Below are 16,287 nucleotides of genomic sequence, written 5' to 3'. Positions count from 1 at the left end.
TCCTCACTTCCGGCACGACGAGACCCCCGGAGGGCTCACCCATGTCCGTCTTCGCTGATCTGGTCCAACACCTCGCCGACCTGCTGCACCCTCTGTTCGGCGCCACCGCGGCCGCCGCCGCGATCGTCCTGTTCACCGCTTTCGTACGACTGCTCGTGCACCCCCTGTCCCGCGCCGCCGCCCGCGGCCAGAAGGCCCGCACCAAGCTCCAGCCGAAGATCGCCGAGCTGCGGAAGCGGCACAAGGACCAGCCCGAGAAGCTCCAGAAGGCGGTGCTGGCCCTGCACGCCGAGGAGAAGGTCTCACCGCTGTCCGGCTGTCTGCCCGGGCTGTTCCAGCTCCCCGCGTTCTTCCTGCTCTACCACCTCTTCTCCAACACGACGATCGGCGGCAAGGCGAACGAACTGCTCGGCCACGAGCTGTTCGCCGCGCCGCTCGGCGGCCGCTGGGCGGACGCGCTCGGTCATGGCGGGGTGTTCGGGGCAGAGGGCCTCGTGTACGTCTGCCTCTTCGCGTTCGTAGTAGTGGTGGCGACGTTCAACTACCGCCGCACGAAGCGGATGATGGCCACGAACCCGGTCATGCCGGTGACGGACGGGCAGCCGGTGCCCGGGGCGGGCGCGATGACCAGGCTCATGCCCTTCATGTCCTTCTTCACGCTCTTCACCGTGGCGGTGGTGCCCCTGGCCGCCGCGCTGTACGTGGTGACCAGCTCGACGTGGGCCGCGGTCGAGAGGGCCGCCCTCTATCGCTGACCGGTGTGTGACGGTCCAGTACGTGAACCGGGTATTGCGGACCGGACGCTCAGCTTGGAGGATCGACCAGTCATCCGATGGCTGCACCCGTCGGGGGGCGCCCCGCGATCGAGGGAGATTGTGATCATGAAGTTGCTGCGAGTCGGTACGGCGGGAACGGAGACGCCCGCGCTGCTCGACGCCGACGGGGTCCTGCGGGACCTGTCGGGTGTCGTGGACGACATCGACGGGACGCTGCTCGCCGACGACGCGGCACTCGGCCGGGTCCGCGCGGCCGCGGAGGCCGGGGACCTGCCCGCGCTGGACGCCACGGGCCTGCGGGTCGGGCCGCCGCTCGGGCGGATCGGGAAGATCGTGTGCATCGGCCTGAACTACCACGACCACGCGCGCGAGACGGGGGCCGAGCCGCCCGCCGAGCCGGTGATCTTCTTCAAGGCCGCGGACACCGTGGTGGGACCGTACGACACGGTCCTGGTCCCCCGTGGGTCGGTGAAGACCGACTGGGAGGTCGAGCTGGCGGTCGTGATCGGGCGCACGGCCCGGTACCTGTCGTCCCCCGAGGAGGGGCTCGCCCATGTCGCCGGATACGCGGTGGCGCACGACGTGTCCGAACGGGAGTTCCAGATCGAGCGCGGCGGGACCTGGGACAAGGGGAAGAACTGCGAGACCTTCAACCCCCTGGGACCGTGGCTGGTGACCGCGGACGAGGTTCCGGATCCGCAGAGCCTGTCCCTGAAGCTGTGGGTCAACGGCGAGCCGAAGCAGAACGGCACGACCGCCGAGCAGATCTTCCCCGTCGGTGAAGTGGTGCGGTACGTCAGCCAGTTCATGACGCTGTACCCCGGTGACGTGATCAACACGGGCACGCCCGCCGGGGTCGCGATGGGGGAGCCCGAGCCCAAGCCGTATCTGCGGGCCGGGGATGTGGTGGAGCTGGAGATCTCAGGGCTCGGGCGGCAACGGCAGGAGTTCAAGGACGCGTAGACGCTCCGCTGGGTGAGCCGGGGACGCACGTTGCCTTGCGACTGCGGGCCGTCTTCGGCTGGTCGCGTCCCTGGTAGCTCATCTTCACGCCAGTAGCGACGCGAGCTTGCGCCAGGCCTGCCTCGGGAGGCTGGAGCGCGGGCCGCCGTCCACGATCTGCAGGGCCACGTGGTCCGCGCCCGCCTCGGTGAACTCGTCGATGCGGGCGCGGATCCTGTCGTCCGTGCCCCAGGCGTAGACCGCGTCGACCAGGCGGTCGCTGCCGCCGTCCTTCAGATCGTCCTCGGTGAAGCCGTTGCGGAGGAAGTTGTTGGTGTAGTTGGGCAGGCCGAGGTAAACGGCCAGGGAGTCGCGGGCGAGGGTGCGGGCGCGTGCCGGGTCGGTCTCCAGGACGACCTTCAGTTCAGGCGCCAACAGGGGTGCCTCACCCAGGAGTTCGCGGGACGCCGCCGTCTGCTCCGCCGTGATCAGGTACGGGATCGAGCCGGCCGCGCGGTCCCGGGCCAGCTCGATGGTCCTCGGGCCCAGCGCGGCCAGGGCGCGGCCCTCCGCCGGGACTCCCGCCTTGTCCAGGGCGTCCAGGTAGGCCACCAGGGCCGAGTACGGGCGCCGGTACTGCTCGGCGAGCTTGGCGTGGCTGACGCCCAGGCCAAGGAGGAAGCGGCCGGAGTGGGCGGCGTTCAGGTCGGTGAAGCTCGCGGCGGCGGTCTCGGGTTCGTGGTCCCAGATGCTCTGGATGCTGGTGCCGACGACGATCCGGGACGTCGCGTCGAGCAGCGGGGCGGCGTTGGCGGCCGAACTGCTGCCGCCCAGCCAGATCGCGCCGAACCCGAGTTCCTCCAACTCGGCGGCGGCCTCGGCGCGTTCGCCCCGCAGGGACGGGTCCTCGCCGCGCAGACCGCCGCCGTTCCAGATGCCGTACTTTCCGATGCTCCGCTTCATGGCAGGTGCCAACGCGGGAGAACCCGGCGAACATTCCTGTTCCGCCGACGGACTTCCGCCGACGGACTTCCGCCGACGGACTTCCGCTAACGGTCCTTGCTCAGGAACTCCTCCAGCGTCTCGACCACGAAACGGTGGTCCTGGAGCTGGGGCAGGCCCGAGACCGTCACCGTGCCGACGACGCCCACGCCCTCCACCGTGATCGGGAAGGAGCCGCCGTGCGCCGCGTACTCGTCCGGGTCAAGCCGCGAGGACTCCTCGAAGGTGCTGCCCTTGGCGCGGAAACGGGCGCCGACCAGGTAGGAGGCGGAGCCGTAGCGCTCCACGACCCGGCGCTTGCGGTCGATCCAGGCGTCGTTGTCCGGGGTGGAGCCGGGCAGGGCCGCGTGGAAGAGCTGCTGGCCGCCGCGGCGGATGTCGACGGCCACCGGGGCCTGCCGCTCCCGGGCCATCTCCACCAGCAGCGAGCCCAGCGCCCACGCGTCCTCGTACGTGAACTGCCGGAAGACCAGGCGGCGTTCCTGCGCCTCCAGCTCCTCCAGGGGCGGGGTGAGTTCCGGCTGGAACTTCGGGGTCAGCCCGGTGTTGTGCGTCACAGCTGCACCGCCACTCCGTCGTGGGCCGAACGGCGTGCCGCCTCCAGTACGTCGAGGGCGGCGGCCGCCTCCAGCGCGGTCACCGGGTTGGTGCCGCCCTCGGTGAGGGCCCTGGCCACGGCCGCATAGTAAGCGGGGTAGTCACCCGGGAGGGTGGGGACGGGGCTGCCACCGCCCGTCACGGGGGACTCTCCCGCGCCCAGCCGGCCCCACAACGACTCGGGCTCCCGGCCCCAGCCGGCCGCGGTGCCGGGGCGCTCGCCCTCCCGCAGGGCCGCCTCCTGCGGGTCCAGGCCGTACTTCACATAGCCCGCCTTGGAGCCCAGCACCCGGAAGCGGGGGCCGAGTTGGGCGGTGGTGGCGGAGACGTAGAGGTGGGAGCGGACGCCGCTCGCGTGCGTGATCGCGATGAACGTGTCGTCGTCGATCTCCGCGCCCGGGCGGCGGACGTCCGCCTCGGCGTACACGGAGGCGGCGGGCCCGAAGAGGGTCAGGGCCTGGTCGACGACGTGGCTGCCGAGGTCGTAGAGCAGACCTCCGATCTCTGTCGGGTCGCCGGACTCGCGCCAGCCGCCCTTGGGCTGCGGCCGCCACCGCTCGAAACGGGACTCGAAGCGCCAGACGTCGCCCAGTTCGCCCTCGTCGAGGAGGCGGCGCAGGGTCAGGAAGTCGTTGTCCCACCGCCGGTTCTGGAAGACGGACAGGAGCAGGCCGCGCTCCTCGGCGCGGGCGGCGAGCTCGCGCGCCTCGGCCGCCGTACCGGCGATCGGCTTGTCGACCACGACCGGGAGACCGGCCTCCAGGGCGGCGGTGGCGAGCGGGACGTGCGTCTTGTTGGGGGACGCGATGACGAGCAGGTCCAGCTCGGCGGCGCGGGCGAACAGCTCGTCGGCGCCGGCGACGGTACGGACGTCCGGGAACTCGGCGCGCGCCTGTTCCTGCCGCTCGGGGTTCGAGGTCACCACCGTGTCGAGGGTGAGGCCCTCGGTGGCCGCGATCAGTGGGGCGTGGAAGACGGAGCCCGCGAGGCCGTAGCCGACGAGGCCCACGCGGAGGTCAGCAGCAGTCATGCCCTCCACTTTCGCAACGGTGTTGCCAAAGTGCAAGCGTGACGGAGAATGGCAGGCGTGAACAGGACGAACGGCGGCGTCAACCTCCCGGCCCTGCGCAGCCACAACACCGCGCTCGTGCTCGACCTGCTGCGGGGCGCGGGCGCCGGGGGAATCAGCCGGCTGGAACTCGCCGAGCGGACCGGGCTGACCCCGCAGGCCGTCAGCAAGATCACCGGACGGCTGCGGGAGGCGGGCCTCGCGGTGGAGGCGGGACACCGGGCCTCGACAGGCGGCAAGCCGCGGACCCTCCTGCGGCTGGTGCCGGGGGCGGGCCACGCGGTCGGCATCCATCTGGACCGGGACGCGCTGCGGGCGGTGCGGGTGGATCTCGCGGGGACGGTGGTCGGGGAACGGTGCGCCGCGGTGGATCTGGGGGCGGGGGCGGAGGCCGTCGTGAGGGCGGTCGCGGGGGAGGTCGAGGCGCTGGTGACGGGGGTGGGGGGAGAGGGCGAGGCGGACGCGGGTGCAACTGCGCTCGGGTCCGATGCCAAGGGTGTCGCCGCGCGGTCGGGTTTCTCGCGTGCCGCCGCCGGCTCCCTCCCCGCCCTCCTCGGTGTCGGCGTCGCTCTCCCCGGCCCCCTCGACCACACCCGGGGCGTGCTGCACCGCGTCACCGGTTTCCCCGAGTGGGACGGCTTCCCCCTGCGGGACGCGCTCGCGCGGCGGCTCGGGGTGCCCGTCGCGGTCGACAAGGACACCAACGCGGCCGCGCTCGGGCTCGCGGTCGCGGGGGAGCGCGGGTCGTTCGCGTATCTGCATCTCGGTACGGGCCTCGGTGCCGGGCTCGTCATCGGCGGGACCGTGCACCGGGGTGCGCGGACCGGGGCCGGGGAGTTCGGACACCAGGTCGTCCAGCTCGACGGCCCGCCCTGCGACTGCGGTGACCGGGGCTGCGTCGAGGCGCTGTGCCTGGCGGCGGTGACCCGCGGCGACCTCGCCGAAGCGGCCCGGGTCCTCGGCATCGCGGCCGGCAACCTCGTCGCCCTGCTCGACATCGACCTGGTCCTGCTGGGCGGCCGTACCGTCACCAGCACCCCCGACCCGTTCCTACGAGGCGTCGACGCCGTCCTCGACGCACGCGCCCGGCGCACCGGCGAGAAACCGGTCCCCGTCCGCACCGCACCCGACGAGGTCGCCGAGGGCGCGGCACAACTCGTCCTGGCCCCACTCTTCGGCCGGGCCGACGCGTGACGACCGGAACCGGCGGGCCGCGGCCCGGCCAGCCACCCACGCCGAGCCGACCTGACCCGCCCGGTCCGCATCCTGCCCGCGCGCCCGAGTCGGCACGGCGGGCGGCGCTCCAGGCCCCGCTTCGCGCGCGTGGGGCGATCCACGCCGGGTGCCGGGTGCCGGGTGCCGGGTGCCGGACGCCGTACCGCGCGCTCAGCCTCGCCAAGCCGCCGCACCCGCGAGACGGGCCCCAGACACCCCCAACCGTGCGGCCCGCGTCCGCTGATCGAGGGGACTTCGTGGGTCGGGCGGTGCGGCATCCCGCGGTGGCCGATCCCGACCGGCATGGTCATGTGTTTATGCGACGGTATGTGCACGGTCATGCGCCCGCCCTTCTCGGCCTCGCGGCGGCAGCCGCCCTGGTGTCTGCGGCCCCGGCCGCAGCGGACCCATCCCCAACCCCCGTCGGCCAGTCCTGCGCCCCCGCCGACCGGGCCTTCCCGCTCACCACCCGTATCCACGGCGGCCCCGCCGCCTACGAGCCCGGTGGTGGCTTCGGCACCTGGTATCTGGATCTCGTCAACACGACCCGGCACACCTGCGCCGGCATCCACCCCGTCGTCGTCCTCGTCGACGAGCGGCACGCCCTGAAGCCCTCGCAGCCCCGCCTGGAGTTCTACGACGGCCCCCGCACCCGCGCCGTCCGGTTCGAGTCCACCGACGAGGACGAACTCGTCGGGGCGTTCGGCGGCGCCGGGCTCACCGTCGGCCCCGGCAAGACCCTCACCGTGAAGGTGCGGCTCGCGCTCGCCGCGGACGCCGTACCGAACAACGTCACCGCCAATGCGGCCGTCGTCCAGCGGCACGGCGACGACGGCGACTGGGTGGGGCAGTCCAACGACTACCGCTTCGGCATCGGCTCCGCCGCGGACACCCCGTCCGACACCCCCACCACCCCCACCACCGCCACCACCCCCACCCGGGACGGCCTTCCCTTCGCGGACGCGGCCGAGGAACTCGCCAGCACCGGCCCCGCCGTGGCCGCCGCCGCCCTCGCGACTCTCGCCGTCCTCCTGGTCACGGCGGGCGCGATCCTCCGGGCCCGCGGCCGCCGCTGACCCCAGACCTTCCGGGACCTGTCCCCAGCCGGCCACTCCCCCAAGATCCGGCCACTGTCTAGGCTGGGGCCGACGCAGCACGGCGTACACGCGTACGGCAGGAGATCCCGCACATGGCAGACCGCAAGCCCATCGACTCGTGGCTCACCGACATGGACGGTGTACTCATCCACGAGGGCGTACCGATCCCCGGCGCCGACGCCTTCCTCAAGAAGCTCCGTGAGTCCGGCAAGCCCTTCCTGGTGCTGACCAACAACTCCATCTACACCCCCCGCGACCTGCACGCCCGTCTGCGCCGCATGGGTCTGGACGTCCCGATCGAGAACATCTGGACCTCCGCCCTGGCCACCGCGCAGTTCCTGGACGACCAGCGGCCCGAGGGCTCGGCGTACGTCATCGGCGAGGCGGGTCTGACCACCGCCCTGCACGACATCGGCTACATCCTCACCGACCACGAGCCGGACTACGTCGTCCTCGGTGAGACCCGTACCTACTCCTTCGAGGCCATGACCAAGGCGGTCCGGCTCATCAACGACGGCGCCCGTTTCATCTGCACCAACCCCGACGAGACCGGCCCCTCCGCGGAAGGGCCGCTGCCGGCCACCGGCGCCGTCGCCGCCCTGATCACCAAGGCGACCGGCAAGCAGCCGTACTTCGCGGGCAAGCCCAACCCGCTGATGATGCGCACCGGACTCAACACCATCGGCGCGCACTCCGAGACCAGCGCGATGATCGGCGACCGCATGGACACCGACGTCCTGGCCGGCATGGAGGCCGGCATGCAGACCTTCCTGGTGCTCACCGGACTGACCCGGCCCGAGCAGGTCGAGGACTTCCCGTACCGGCCCTCGAAGGTCGTGGACTCGATCGCGGACCTCGTCGACCGCATCTGAGACCTCGTCCGACCTCTGATCCGAGACCTGGTCTGACCCGAACGGAGCAACGCGGCACCCCCTCGGGATGCGGGCCCGAGGCCGCCGGGGGACTCTCCAGATATCTGGAGGTTCACGATGGGTTCACTACGTCTCACTCTCTGTACCGCGGTCCTGGCCGTCGCCGCCTTCGCCCCGGCCGCGCAGGCGGCCCAGGCGGCGGACGGCGGCGGCGTCTCGGTGACCCCGTCGACCCCCGCCCCCGGCGCCGACCTCACACTCCGGGTGACCGGCTGCGCGGGCAGGACGGCCACCGCCTCCTCGGCCGCGTTCGTGGCGGACGCCCGGCTGACCGGCGCCGACGGCAGCCTCACCGGCGAGACCCGCGTCCGCTCCTCTGCCCAGCCCGGCCCCTACGACGTGCGGATCACCTGCGCCGACCTTGAGGTGAAGGGCAGGATCACCGTCGCGGCGGCGACGGGCGGCACCGCCCCGGCGGCCCCGGCGACCCCGGCCGCCCCCGTCGACGCAGGCGGCGGCTGGACCGCCACCCACCTCTCAGCCATGGAGCCGCACGCCGTCACGCCCGGCGCCGGGCACGCGGTGACGGGCCTGGTGCTCGCCGGCGTCGCGGCGGTGGCCGTCGTGCTGCGCCGCAGCCGCCGGAGTTGCGGGACGGACTGACCCGCGATGTCCGACCGTTTCCTCGACCAGGAAGGCGGCCCCGCCCACCGCGGACCCGTCCTGGGGACCGGACGGCTGCTGACCGGCCTGACCTGGGCGGTGCTGCTGCTCGGGCTGTGGCTGTGGGGGGCCGAGGTCACGGACGTACGGCACGGCATGTCCGCACCGGCCACCGGTGACATGGCCGCGGTCGGGCGCTTGCCCGCGGCCGCCGAACTGCCGCCCGCCGCACGGCCCCTGACGGGAGCGCGGCCGCAGCGCCTCGACATCCCGGACCTCGGGGTGCAGGCGCCCGTGGTGGCCCGCGGTCTGGACGCCCGGGGCGCCCTCGACCCGCCGCCCTTCGATCAGCCAGGCGTCGTCGGCTGGTACGCGGCCGGCGCGAAACCCGGGGCCGCCGGGACCGCGCTGATGGTGGGACACCTCGACACCGAGACCCGGCCCGCCGTCTTTCACAGGATCGGCGCCCTGAAGCGGGGCGAGACGATCCGGGTGATCCGTGACGACGGCAGGGTCGCCGAGTTCACCGTCGACGACGTGCGTGTCCTCACCCGCGAGGGCTTCGACGCCCACCAGGCATACGGCCCGCGCCGGTCGGGCCGCGCCGAACTGCGCCTCATCACCTGCGGCGGCACCTTCGACCGGGCGAGCCGCAGCTACACGGCGAACGTGGTCGTCTCCGCGTACCTGACCGGCACCGGCCTGTAGGACTCCCGTGGCCGTTACCTGGCCCGGTCGGCGACCCGCTCCCCCCGAAGCCGCCGACCGGGCTGGTCCTCGACCGCGCGTGCTCGGGTTGCGGGAGTAACCCGGCGACGGCACGGGAGGCCTGGAGGCTCGGTGGTGATCACTGCGGCCAGGGGCTGGGGCCGTAACCTATGAGAAGACTCTAGAACGGATGAGCGCCCGGGCCTAGAGGCTGTTGGAGCTGTCGGGCGCCAAGTCCCGTGCCGTGGCTCTCCGTCATACGCCCTGGTGGTCCGGGGTTCTACGCGGGTCCGTCGGTGCTCCGGTCGATCTGCCGGCGCAGTTCGGCGTCGTCCGCGACGCCCTCGATGACCACGCTCGCCACCTGGTCCAGGGGCAGCCGGTGGCGTCGCGCGTACTGCCGTAGCGCCATGAACGCCTGGTCGGCGGGGACGTTCCAGCGCTCGGCGAGCATCCCCTTGGCCTGCTCGATGCGGACCCTGCTGGACAGGGCCTCCTGCAACTGGCCGGACAGGGTGCGGTACCGGGCGTAGGTGTCACGGTTGTGCAGACCGAGGGCGGCGGCGTCGGCGAGGGCCTGGGCGACATGGAGCTCGGAGGTGACGTCGTCGGCCGGGGAGGTGTCGGGCAGCGTGGGCGCGAAGACGTTGAGGGCGCCCAGCAGGTTCTCGCTGCGGCGCAGCGGGACCGCGAACGTGGTCACGATGTCGTGCCGCAGGGCCCGTTCGGTGAAGTCGGGCCAGCGGTCGGCCGCGTGGGCGACCTGTATGGACACCGGCGGTACGGGCTGTCCAGAGCCGTAACTGTCCAGGCAGGGCCCGCCGCCGTGCTGCGCCTCCAGCAGATCCAGCGCCACCTGTTCGTACCGGCTGCTGGCGGCCAGCGACACCGACCGGCCGTCGTCGATGAGCATCACCCCGGCCGCCCGCGCGTCGAGCAGTTCCACGCAGTGGTCGGAGACCCGTTGTAAGTACCGGGTGGCCTCGAAGCCCTCGACGAGGGTGTCCGCCGCCTCCACCAGTGCCGAGGCCAGCCGGATCTCCCTGGTGGCGTACCGCATCGCTGAGCACTCCCCTTCATCGACGAGCGCCCCCGTACGGCGCGTACCTACCCCGACCTTCGGGGCTGTAACAGCTCCTGGACAAGGCTCCGGCGAGCTCGTGGGCGGCGCGACCGGTGTGTCACGATTGAGACTTGCCACAGTGCACCCAGGGGGGAATTGGATGTACGTCAGCAGGGGGGCCAGGAGGGCGGCCCGTGCACGGGCGTCCGCGGCGGTGCTGGGGGCGGCACTGCTGCTCGCCGCGTGTTCGTCGTCGGACGATCCGAAGCAGGAGGGTGACGGCGACAAGGCCGGCGCCGGGATCACCCAGCAGCCCAAGGAGGCCGACCCGTTCTGGGTCAACCCGGACGGCAACGCGGCCAAGCAGGTCGCGGCGTACCGGAAGAGCGGCGAGGACGACGGGGCCGAACAGATCCGCAAGATCGCCCAGCAGCCGACCGGTGAGTGGATCGGCCCGGAGAACCCGGAGCAGGAGGCGCGCGGCTTCACCGAGGCCGCGGACAAGGCCGGCCGTACGGCCCTTCTCGTCCTCTACAACATCCCGCACCGCGACTGCGGCCAGTACTCCCAGGGCGGCGCCGCCGACGGCAACGCCTACCGGACCTGGATCGACGGCGTGGCCGCGGGCATCGGCGACCGCTCGGCGACGGTGATCCTCGAACCGGACGCCATCCTGCACCTCGTCGACGGCTGCACCAAGGACGAGTTCCACGAGGAGCGCTACGACCTGCTCACCGGCGCCGTCGAGAAGCTCAAGTCCCTGAAGAACACGAAGGTCTACCTGGACGCGGGCAACGCGGGCTGGGGCCACCCCGACCAGATCTTCGAACCCCTCCAGTGGGCCGGCATCGCCAAGGCCGACGGCTTCTCGGTGAACGTCTCCAACTTCTACTCCACCAAGGACTCCATCACCTACGGCAAGCAGCTCTCCGCCAAGGTCGGCAACAAGCACTTCGTCATCGACACCAGCCGCAACGGCAACGGCCCGTACAAGGACGGCGACGAGAACGAACGCTGGTGCAACCCGCCTGGCCGGGCCCTGGGGGAGACGCCGACGATCAAGACGGCGGACCCGCTGGTGGACGCGTACTTGTGGGTCAAGAGGCCCGGTGAATCAGACGGCGAGTGCAAGGGCGGCCCCAAGGCGGGCGAGTGGTGGCCGACCTATGCATTGAAGCTGGCCAAGGCGTCAACCCCTTAGGGGCGCGGGGCTGTATCGATGTGCGGCTCCGCCGCGTGGGCGCGACCAGCCACAACGCTCCCGCACCCAAAAAGCAAAGGTGCGGGAGCGTTTTTCGCTGCTACGGCACTCGAACCCACTGAGCCTTCGACGGCGTCCCCTGATCGTCATCGACGAACAGCATGTACCACCCCGACTGCACCAGGTTCTTGTTCCTCGGCACCGTCACCCTCACCTTGTCCCCGGACACCGTGAACTTCAGCTCGACGGACCGCTGATCCACATCGGTCACATGAGTGGACGCACTGGGCCGGATCAACCGCACCTTCTTGATCACGGAAGCCTGCGGAGACGTGAACGTCCCCGAGGCCCCCCGGGCGATCGTCAGCGGCCCCCCGGACAGCGAGGGCCGGGAGTCCCGGTACAGATAGGGCGGCGTGTAGATCTCGATCCGCTGCTCGAACGTACCCGGCTTGGTGTTGGCCTTGTCCCCGTACAGGGAGTCCGACCCGAAGAACATCACCCGCCCGTCCGGCAGCAGCAGGGACCCGGAGTGGTAGTTGCGCCCCACCAGCGGATCGGCCACCGACTCGAACGTGTTGGTGTCCGGGTGGTACAGCCGGGCCTGGAGGATGTTGGAGTCACCGCGTCCGCGATAGTCCTCCGACCCGCCGGACACCAGCACGGTGTCGTCGGGAAGGATCGACGCCTGCGGATACCGCGTCCCCTTCTCCAGCGTCGGCCCGTCCACGAACTTCGGGCTGCCCGCCTTCATGTCCACGATCCGTGTCCGGTTGCTGGACAGCTTGGACTCGCCGACCCCGCCGCCCCCGATCACCATGAACTTCTCGTCCTGCGCCGGAGGCAGCAGCACGGTTCCGGAGGTCTCCATCCTGTTCGGGTCGCTGAGCCCGGGGATCTTCGTGAACTTGTTGCTGTCCACGTCCCAGACGCCCGGGTCACGCCCCACGTTGTCCGGCCCGTACCCCGCGTTCGACCCCGAGTAGAAGACCTTGCCGTTCTGCATGAGGAACAGCCCCGGATAGGTCGGGAACTGACGGACCTTCGGCAGGTACGTCCACTTCTTGGTCTTGGGGTCGAACACCTCGTTCTTGCCCGGCACCAGCTGCCCGATGTCGTCCAGCCCGGAGACACTGAGGACCTTCCCGTCGCTCAGCGTCGTGAGCGTCGGATACCAGCGGGCCTCCTTCATCGGGTCGACCTTGATGTACTTCTCGGCGACCGGATCGAACTCGAAGGCGTCCCGGATCCCCTGGAAGTCCTTCTTGTCTAGCGCCAGCTTCTGCGCGATGCCGTAGGTGTTACGGGCATCGGTCCCGGTCAGACCCTGGATCCGGTAGTTGTCCTGGGTACCCGTCTCGTACTTGGCGCCGCTCTTCTGCGCCTCGACGTAGATCCGCCCGAGCCCGGGGTCGTTGCGCAGGAACTTCCCGGTCCGCTTGTCGAAGACCTTCGTGGCCCGCTCCACGACGACCGGGTCCCTGGACACGAAGGTCTTGCCGTTCTCCTTGCCGGTGAACTTGGTGCCCGCCGGAAGGGTGATCGGCTGGTCCGGGTTCTCGTTGTGGACGATCATCAGGCCGCCGGCCTTGGTGACGTCCCCCTTGAGCTTCTCGTAGCGCTTGGTGCCACCGGCGATCAGCAGATTGCCGTTCGCGAGCTGCGTGTGCCCGGTGCAGAACAGGTCCTTGGGCGTGGGCACCTTCTTGATGGTGCCCTTGACCGGGTCCCAGATCCGGGTGTCGAACTTCTTCGCGTCGAAGTTGTCCTGGTTGTTGCCCGAACCCGCCACCAGCAGCACCTTCCCGGTGCGCAGCAGCGCCGCGTGGATGGTGTTCTGCCGGTACTTCTCGGGGAACTGGACGATCTCCCACTTGCCGTTCTCGGCTTTGTACTCGGGTTTGTTGATCTGGTACTGGTGGAATTTCGCCGTCCCGAAGCGGTACAGCCACGGGCCGTTCATCCCGGCCAGCGCGAGCACCACCGCCGTACCGATCGCGAGCCGACGGGCGCGGCGGCGGCCTGCACGGTCGTTCATTCCTTACGTCCCCCAAGTCCACCGAGGGCGATCTGCATGGTCTGGTCGTTGCCCTCGTCGTGCGTGTGCGAGTCCGCCCAGCTCGGCTTCTGGGCCGGAGCGTGCGGGGCGGTGGGCAGCGGCTGCGGCTGGTACTGCGTCCGCGCCGACGCCTGTGCCGGAACCTGAGCCGGAACGACTGCCTCCGGCGGTGCGTCGGCAGGGTTCTTCTTCGCCTGTCGCAACATGTGCCGCCAGGTGAAGATCGGTGTCGCGGTGATCAGCATGGCGAAGGTCGCCCAGATGATCATCGCGGGGTGCGAGTGCCCGAGGGCGATACCGGCACCGATCGAGCCGCCGAAGATCGCGATGAAGTACCAGTGGTAGCGGAAGGTCGCGAACCACCGGTCCGGGCTGGCCGAGTCGCCCTTGGGCGTGACCACGAACTTGCTCTTGCGCCGCAGCAGCGCGTCGACCAGCGCCTTCGCGTACAGCGGGGCGGACAGCGCCGACATCACCATGCCCGCGACACCGCCGGAGCCCTCGGGCTCGTGCGGGGAGACGTTGTGGCGGCGGTTCCAGATGTACAGGCCGATCTGGAGCGCGGAGGCGTTGCCGTAGAGCATCAGCCACACGGTCGGGTCGATGTTCACACCCGAGGCGCCCAGGCCCAGGAACAGCGTGCAGCTCAGGGCCGCGAGGATCCAGTTGAGGGCGGACATCGGGTAGAAGATGATCATCATCGTGTAGTTGAAGAGCTTGCTCGGCGGCAGCGAGTACCAGCCCTTCCAGTACTGCTTGAGGATCGTCTCGTACGTCCCTCGCGACCAGCGCATCTGCTGGGTGAAGAAGTCCGTCCAGGCGCTCGGGCCCTCACCGACCGCGAGCACGTCCGGGGTGTAGACCGAGCGCCACTTGCGACCCGTCGCCGGGTTCTTGTGGCGGTGGATCTCGAAGCCGGTGGCCATGTCCTCGGTGATCGAGTCGTACAGGCCGCCGATCTGCTTCAGCGCCTTGATCCGTACGGCGTTGGAGGTGCCCACGAACATCGGGGCGCCGTACTTGTTGCCGGCGCGCTGGATCAGCGCGTGGAAGAGGAACTGCTGGGACTCGGCGGCCTTGGTGACGAAGTTGTCGTAGTTGCCGTAGACCTGCGGGCCGATCACGAAGCCGATGTCCGGGTCGCGGAAGAAGCCGAGCATCCGCTCCAGGTAGTTGGGCAGCGGTACGTGGTCGGTGTCCACGGAGGCGAAGAAGTCGTACTGGTCGCCGTGCGCGTCCAGCCAGGCGTTGTAGTTACCGTGCTTGGTCTTGGCGCGGTGCGGGCCCTTGGGCTGGTTCCACTTCGCGACGCCCTTGCGGGAGAAGTGGTGCACACCGAGCCGGGCGCACACCTCCTTGACCGCCGGGTCGTCGCCCTCGTCCAGGAGCCAGACGTGCAGGAGGCCGCGGTGGCGGATCCGCACCGCGGCTTCCAGGGTCTTCGTCACCATCTCCAGTGGCTCCTTGCCGGGCACGAAGGAGGTGAGGAAGGCGACTCTGGTGCCGGTCTCGGGCACGACCGGGATGGGGTCCCGGGCGACCAGGGTGGCGTGCGCGTTGGACAGGACGTTCATGCAGCGGAAGAACTCGATCAGACCGATCGAGACGAGCATGACGATGTCCAGGGCCGGCAGCCACGAGAAGGCCGGGTAGTCGCGCTCGGTCCAGTGCTCCGGCTGGAGCAGCCAGGCCAGCAGGACCAGCGAGAGCAGCGGGGCCGCGGCGAGCATCAGGGCGACCCGGATGCGGTGCGGTTCCTGCGAGATCAGCGAGCGGTACTGCACCTTGTAGGGCCGGCCCGGGTCGGGCTGGGTGAGGGGACCGGCCAGTCTGCTGTAGTGCTCGTAGTCGTACTTCGGAAGGGTCTTCTTTATCCGGCGCAGTGTGCCGGTCCCAAGCGAAGCCGGCCTGAGCTGAGTGGTGTCGGACGGGTCGAAGTTCTGCCGGGCGCCCGTCGGCGTCGACGTCATGAGTCATCCCCCCACACGCGAACGAACCGCGTGTTGTCGTTTCCTTACGGCTGCTCCGGTCCCCCTCGACCATCACAGACGCATCAGTGGTGGGTCGCAGTCACCACAATCGTCACAATAGACACGTAACAGCGACCTTCCGGTTGCAGACGCCCCCCTCGGCATCCTCCGAAGCGGGGCCCCTTTCCCCGCAACACCGGCAACCGGCTCCATGCCCCCCAACTGCTGCGTATACGCAGCATCTTGAAAAACAGGGTTCTACGGTGCTCATCATGATCGCAAGATGCGAAACGCGGTGTTTACCGGTCATACGCGTTCATTGTGGCTCCTGTGGGGGCCTTGTGGAGTCGTTGCGGACATCCGTACGCCCGCCGCCTCGATCCGGTTCACGCCCCCTTCATGCCGAAAGGCCCCCGCCTGGGCGAGGGGCCTTCCGTGTCCGTGCGCCGCCAGGGACTCGAACAGATGCTCCATCCGCTGTGGATACCTCCAGGCCGTCAGCCGCCTCCACCGAACCCTCGTCGTCCCGATGTCCTGGAGCGATGCGGTAAACGCGTCGGGCCCCGCTTTCACGGGAGGCCTGCCATTGTCGTGCCCCGCCAGGGACTCGAACCCCGGCCCCCCAGCCGCTTCTGCCCTGCCCCGGGTCGCTCCGGCAACGCGTCCAAAATCATGGCGGGCCCCCCGCTTTTCACCGGGGGGCCTGTCATTGTCTGTGCGCCGCCGGGGACTCGAACCCCGGACCCGCTGATGCTGCATCCGCTGGGGGATAACCCCCAGACCCCCAGCCGCCTCCGCCGAACCCTCGCCGCCCCAATGTGCCGGAGTGGCGCGGTAAACATGCCGGGCCCCCGCTTTCACGAGAGGTCTGTCGTGTCGTGCGCCGCCGGGAACTCGAACCCTGGACCGGCTGATGCGGTGTCTTCCGGGGGGATGAACCCCCCGACCCCCAGCCGGCTCTGTCCTGCTCCCGGGTCGCTCCGGTGCGCCGAGGCGACGTGTCCGAATCGCGACAGGCCCCCCGGTTTCACGGGAGGCCTGTCCTTGTCTGTG

General features: G+C 70.4%; 14 protein-coding genes. 8 read left to right on the top strand and 6 right to left on the bottom strand.

The features are described 5' to 3' along the window. Positions 1–41: 41 nt before the first annotated feature. Positions 42–755, top strand: coding sequence for a YidC/Oxa1 family membrane protein insertase (locus H293_RS0127975; protein WP_020121135.1), 714 nt, complete (start codon positions 42–44; stop codon positions 753–755). Positions 756–881: 126 nt separating this feature from the next. Then, positions 882–1,739: a fumarylacetoacetate hydrolase family protein gene (locus tag H293_RS0127970; protein WP_020121134.1), complete on the top strand. Its 858-nt coding sequence runs from the start codon at positions 882–884 to the stop codon at positions 1,737–1,739. Positions 1,740–1,823: 84 nt separating this feature from the next. Here the strand turns inward: H293_RS0127970 and H293_RS0127965 are convergent, their stop codons facing one another. The 3 genes from H293_RS0127965 to H293_RS0127955 all read right to left on the bottom strand — a co-directional run bounded on the left by H293_RS0127965 (position 1,824) and on the right by H293_RS0127955 (position 4,347). Further along, positions 1,824–2,681, bottom strand: a complete 858-nt coding sequence (locus H293_RS0127965) for an LLM class F420-dependent oxidoreductase (RefSeq protein ID WP_020121133.1) — start codon at positions 2,679–2,681, stop codon at positions 1,824–1,826. Positions 2,682–2,767: 86 nt separating this feature from the next. Beyond that, positions 2,768–3,277 carry a heme-degrading domain-containing protein gene (locus H293_RS0127960; protein WP_020121132.1) on the bottom strand — a complete coding sequence of 170 codons (510 nt, stop codon included), beginning with the start codon at positions 3,275–3,277 and terminating at the stop codon, positions 2,768–2,770. Then, complete coding sequence (locus H293_RS0127955; protein ID WP_033415735.1) at positions 3,274–4,347, bottom strand: Gfo/Idh/MocA family protein; 1,074 nt, start codon at positions 4,345–4,347, stop codon at positions 3,274–3,276. Before H293_RS0127955 ends, H293_RS0127960 begins: the two co-directional genes overlap by 4 nt. Before the next feature lie 48 nt (positions 4,348–4,395). Here H293_RS0127955 and H293_RS0127950 point away from each other — a divergent pair, with 48 nt between their 5' ends. From H293_RS0127950 to H293_RS0127930, 5 genes are all read left to right on the top strand, one after another. Beyond that, on the top strand, positions 4,396–5,580 hold the full coding sequence (locus H293_RS0127950; protein ID WP_033415733.1) for an ROK family transcriptional regulator: 1,185 nt from the start codon (positions 4,396–4,398) through the stop codon (positions 5,578–5,580). Between the two features lie 338 nt (positions 5,581–5,918). Then, entirely contained in the window at positions 5,919–6,677 is a 759-nt protein-coding gene (locus H293_RS0127945) for a hypothetical protein (RefSeq protein ID WP_020121129.1), read from the top strand. Between the two features lie 113 nt (positions 6,678–6,790). After that, entirely contained in the window at positions 6,791–7,570 is a 780-nt protein-coding gene (locus H293_RS0127940; RefSeq protein ID WP_020121128.1) for an HAD-IIA family hydrolase, read from the top strand. 117 nt (positions 7,571–7,687) lie between these two features. Continuing rightward, positions 7,688–8,233 (top strand): hypothetical protein, encoded by a 546-nt coding sequence (locus H293_RS0127935; RefSeq protein WP_020121127.1) that lies wholly within the window; start codon positions 7,688–7,690, stop codon positions 8,231–8,233. Between the two features lie 6 nt (positions 8,234–8,239). After that, on the top strand, positions 8,240–8,941 hold the full coding sequence (locus H293_RS0127930) for a class F sortase (RefSeq protein WP_020121126.1): 702 nt from the start codon (positions 8,240–8,242) through the stop codon (positions 8,939–8,941). A 280-nt stretch (positions 8,942–9,221) separates the two neighbouring features. On the opposite strand, the gene H293_RS0127925 is transcribed toward H293_RS0127930, so the two are convergent. Next, positions 9,222–10,001 (bottom strand): GAF and ANTAR domain-containing protein, encoded by a 780-nt coding sequence (locus H293_RS0127925; RefSeq protein ID WP_020121125.1) that lies wholly within the window; start codon positions 9,999–10,001, stop codon positions 9,222–9,224. Positions 10,002–10,164: 163 nt separating this feature from the next. On the opposite strand from H293_RS0127925, the gene H293_RS0127920 reads away from it, so the two are divergent. After that, a complete protein-coding gene (locus H293_RS0127920; protein ID WP_028808257.1) occupies positions 10,165–11,205 on the top strand; it encodes a glycoside hydrolase family 6 protein in 1,041 nt (346 codons plus the stop codon). Positions 11,206–11,305: 100 nt separating this feature from the next. Here the strand turns inward: H293_RS0127920 and glxA are convergent, their stop codons facing one another. Together glxA and H293_RS0127910 are read right to left on the bottom strand one after the other, a co-directional pair. Further along, complete coding sequence (glxA, locus tag H293_RS0127915) at positions 11,306–13,243, bottom strand: radical copper oxidase GlxA (RefSeq protein ID WP_020121123.1); 1,938 nt, start codon at positions 13,241–13,243, stop codon at positions 11,306–11,308. Continuing rightward, complete coding sequence (locus H293_RS0127910; RefSeq protein ID WP_020121122.1) at positions 13,240–15,234, bottom strand: glycosyltransferase family 2 protein; 1,995 nt, start codon at positions 15,232–15,234, stop codon at positions 13,240–13,242. The genes glxA and H293_RS0127910 overlap by 4 nt, the downstream gene beginning before the upstream one ends. Between the last annotated feature and the right edge of the window lie 1,053 nt (positions 15,235–16,287).

It is taken from the genome of Streptomyces canus 299MFChir4.1, from assembly GCF_000383615.1.
Classification (GTDB): domain Bacteria; phylum Actinomycetota; class Actinomycetes; order Streptomycetales; family Streptomycetaceae; genus Streptomyces; species Streptomyces canus_C.
The sequence above is the reverse complement of the archived record's forward strand: the minus strand, read 5'-3'. Positions and strand labels throughout refer to the sequence as shown.

Coding starts and splice junctions, on each gene's coding strand:
- H293_RS0127975 (WP_020121135.1), top strand. CDS start 42: ATGTCCGTCTTCGCTGATCTGGTCCAACACCTCGCCGACCTGCTGCAC.
- H293_RS0127970 (WP_020121134.1), top strand. CDS start 882: ATGAAGTTGCTGCGAGTCGGTACGGCGGGAACGGAGACGCCCGCGCTG.
- H293_RS0127965 (WP_020121133.1), bottom strand. CDS start 2,681: ATGAAGCGGAGCATCGGAAAGTACGGCATCTGGAACGGCGGCGGTCTG.
- H293_RS0127955 (WP_033415735.1), bottom strand. CDS start 4,347: ATGACTGCTGCTGACCTCCGCGTGGGCCTCGTCGGCTACGGCCTCGCG.
- H293_RS0127950 (WP_033415733.1), top strand. CDS start 4,396: ATGGCAGGCGTGAACAGGACGAACGGCGGCGTCAACCTCCCGGCCCTG.
- H293_RS0127945 (WP_020121129.1), top strand. CDS start 5,919: ATGCGACGGTATGTGCACGGTCATGCGCCCGCCCTTCTCGGCCTCGCG.
- H293_RS0127940 (WP_020121128.1), top strand. CDS start 6,791: ATGGCAGACCGCAAGCCCATCGACTCGTGGCTCACCGACATGGACGGT.
- H293_RS0127935 (WP_020121127.1), top strand. CDS start 7,688: ATGGGTTCACTACGTCTCACTCTCTGTACCGCGGTCCTGGCCGTCGCC.
- H293_RS0127930 (WP_020121126.1), top strand. CDS start 8,240: ATGTCCGACCGTTTCCTCGACCAGGAAGGCGGCCCCGCCCACCGCGGA.
- H293_RS0127925 (WP_020121125.1), bottom strand. CDS start 10,001: ATGCGGTACGCCACCAGGGAGATCCGGCTGGCCTCGGCACTGGTGGAG.
- H293_RS0127920 (WP_028808257.1), top strand. CDS start 10,165: ATGTACGTCAGCAGGGGGGCCAGGAGGGCGGCCCGTGCACGGGCGTCC.
- glxA (WP_020121123.1), bottom strand. CDS start 13,243: ATGAACGACCGTGCAGGCCGCCGCCGCGCCCGTCGGCTCGCGATCGGT.
- H293_RS0127910 (WP_020121122.1), bottom strand. CDS start 15,234: ATGACGTCGACGCCGACGGGCGCCCGGCAGAACTTCGACCCGTCCGAC.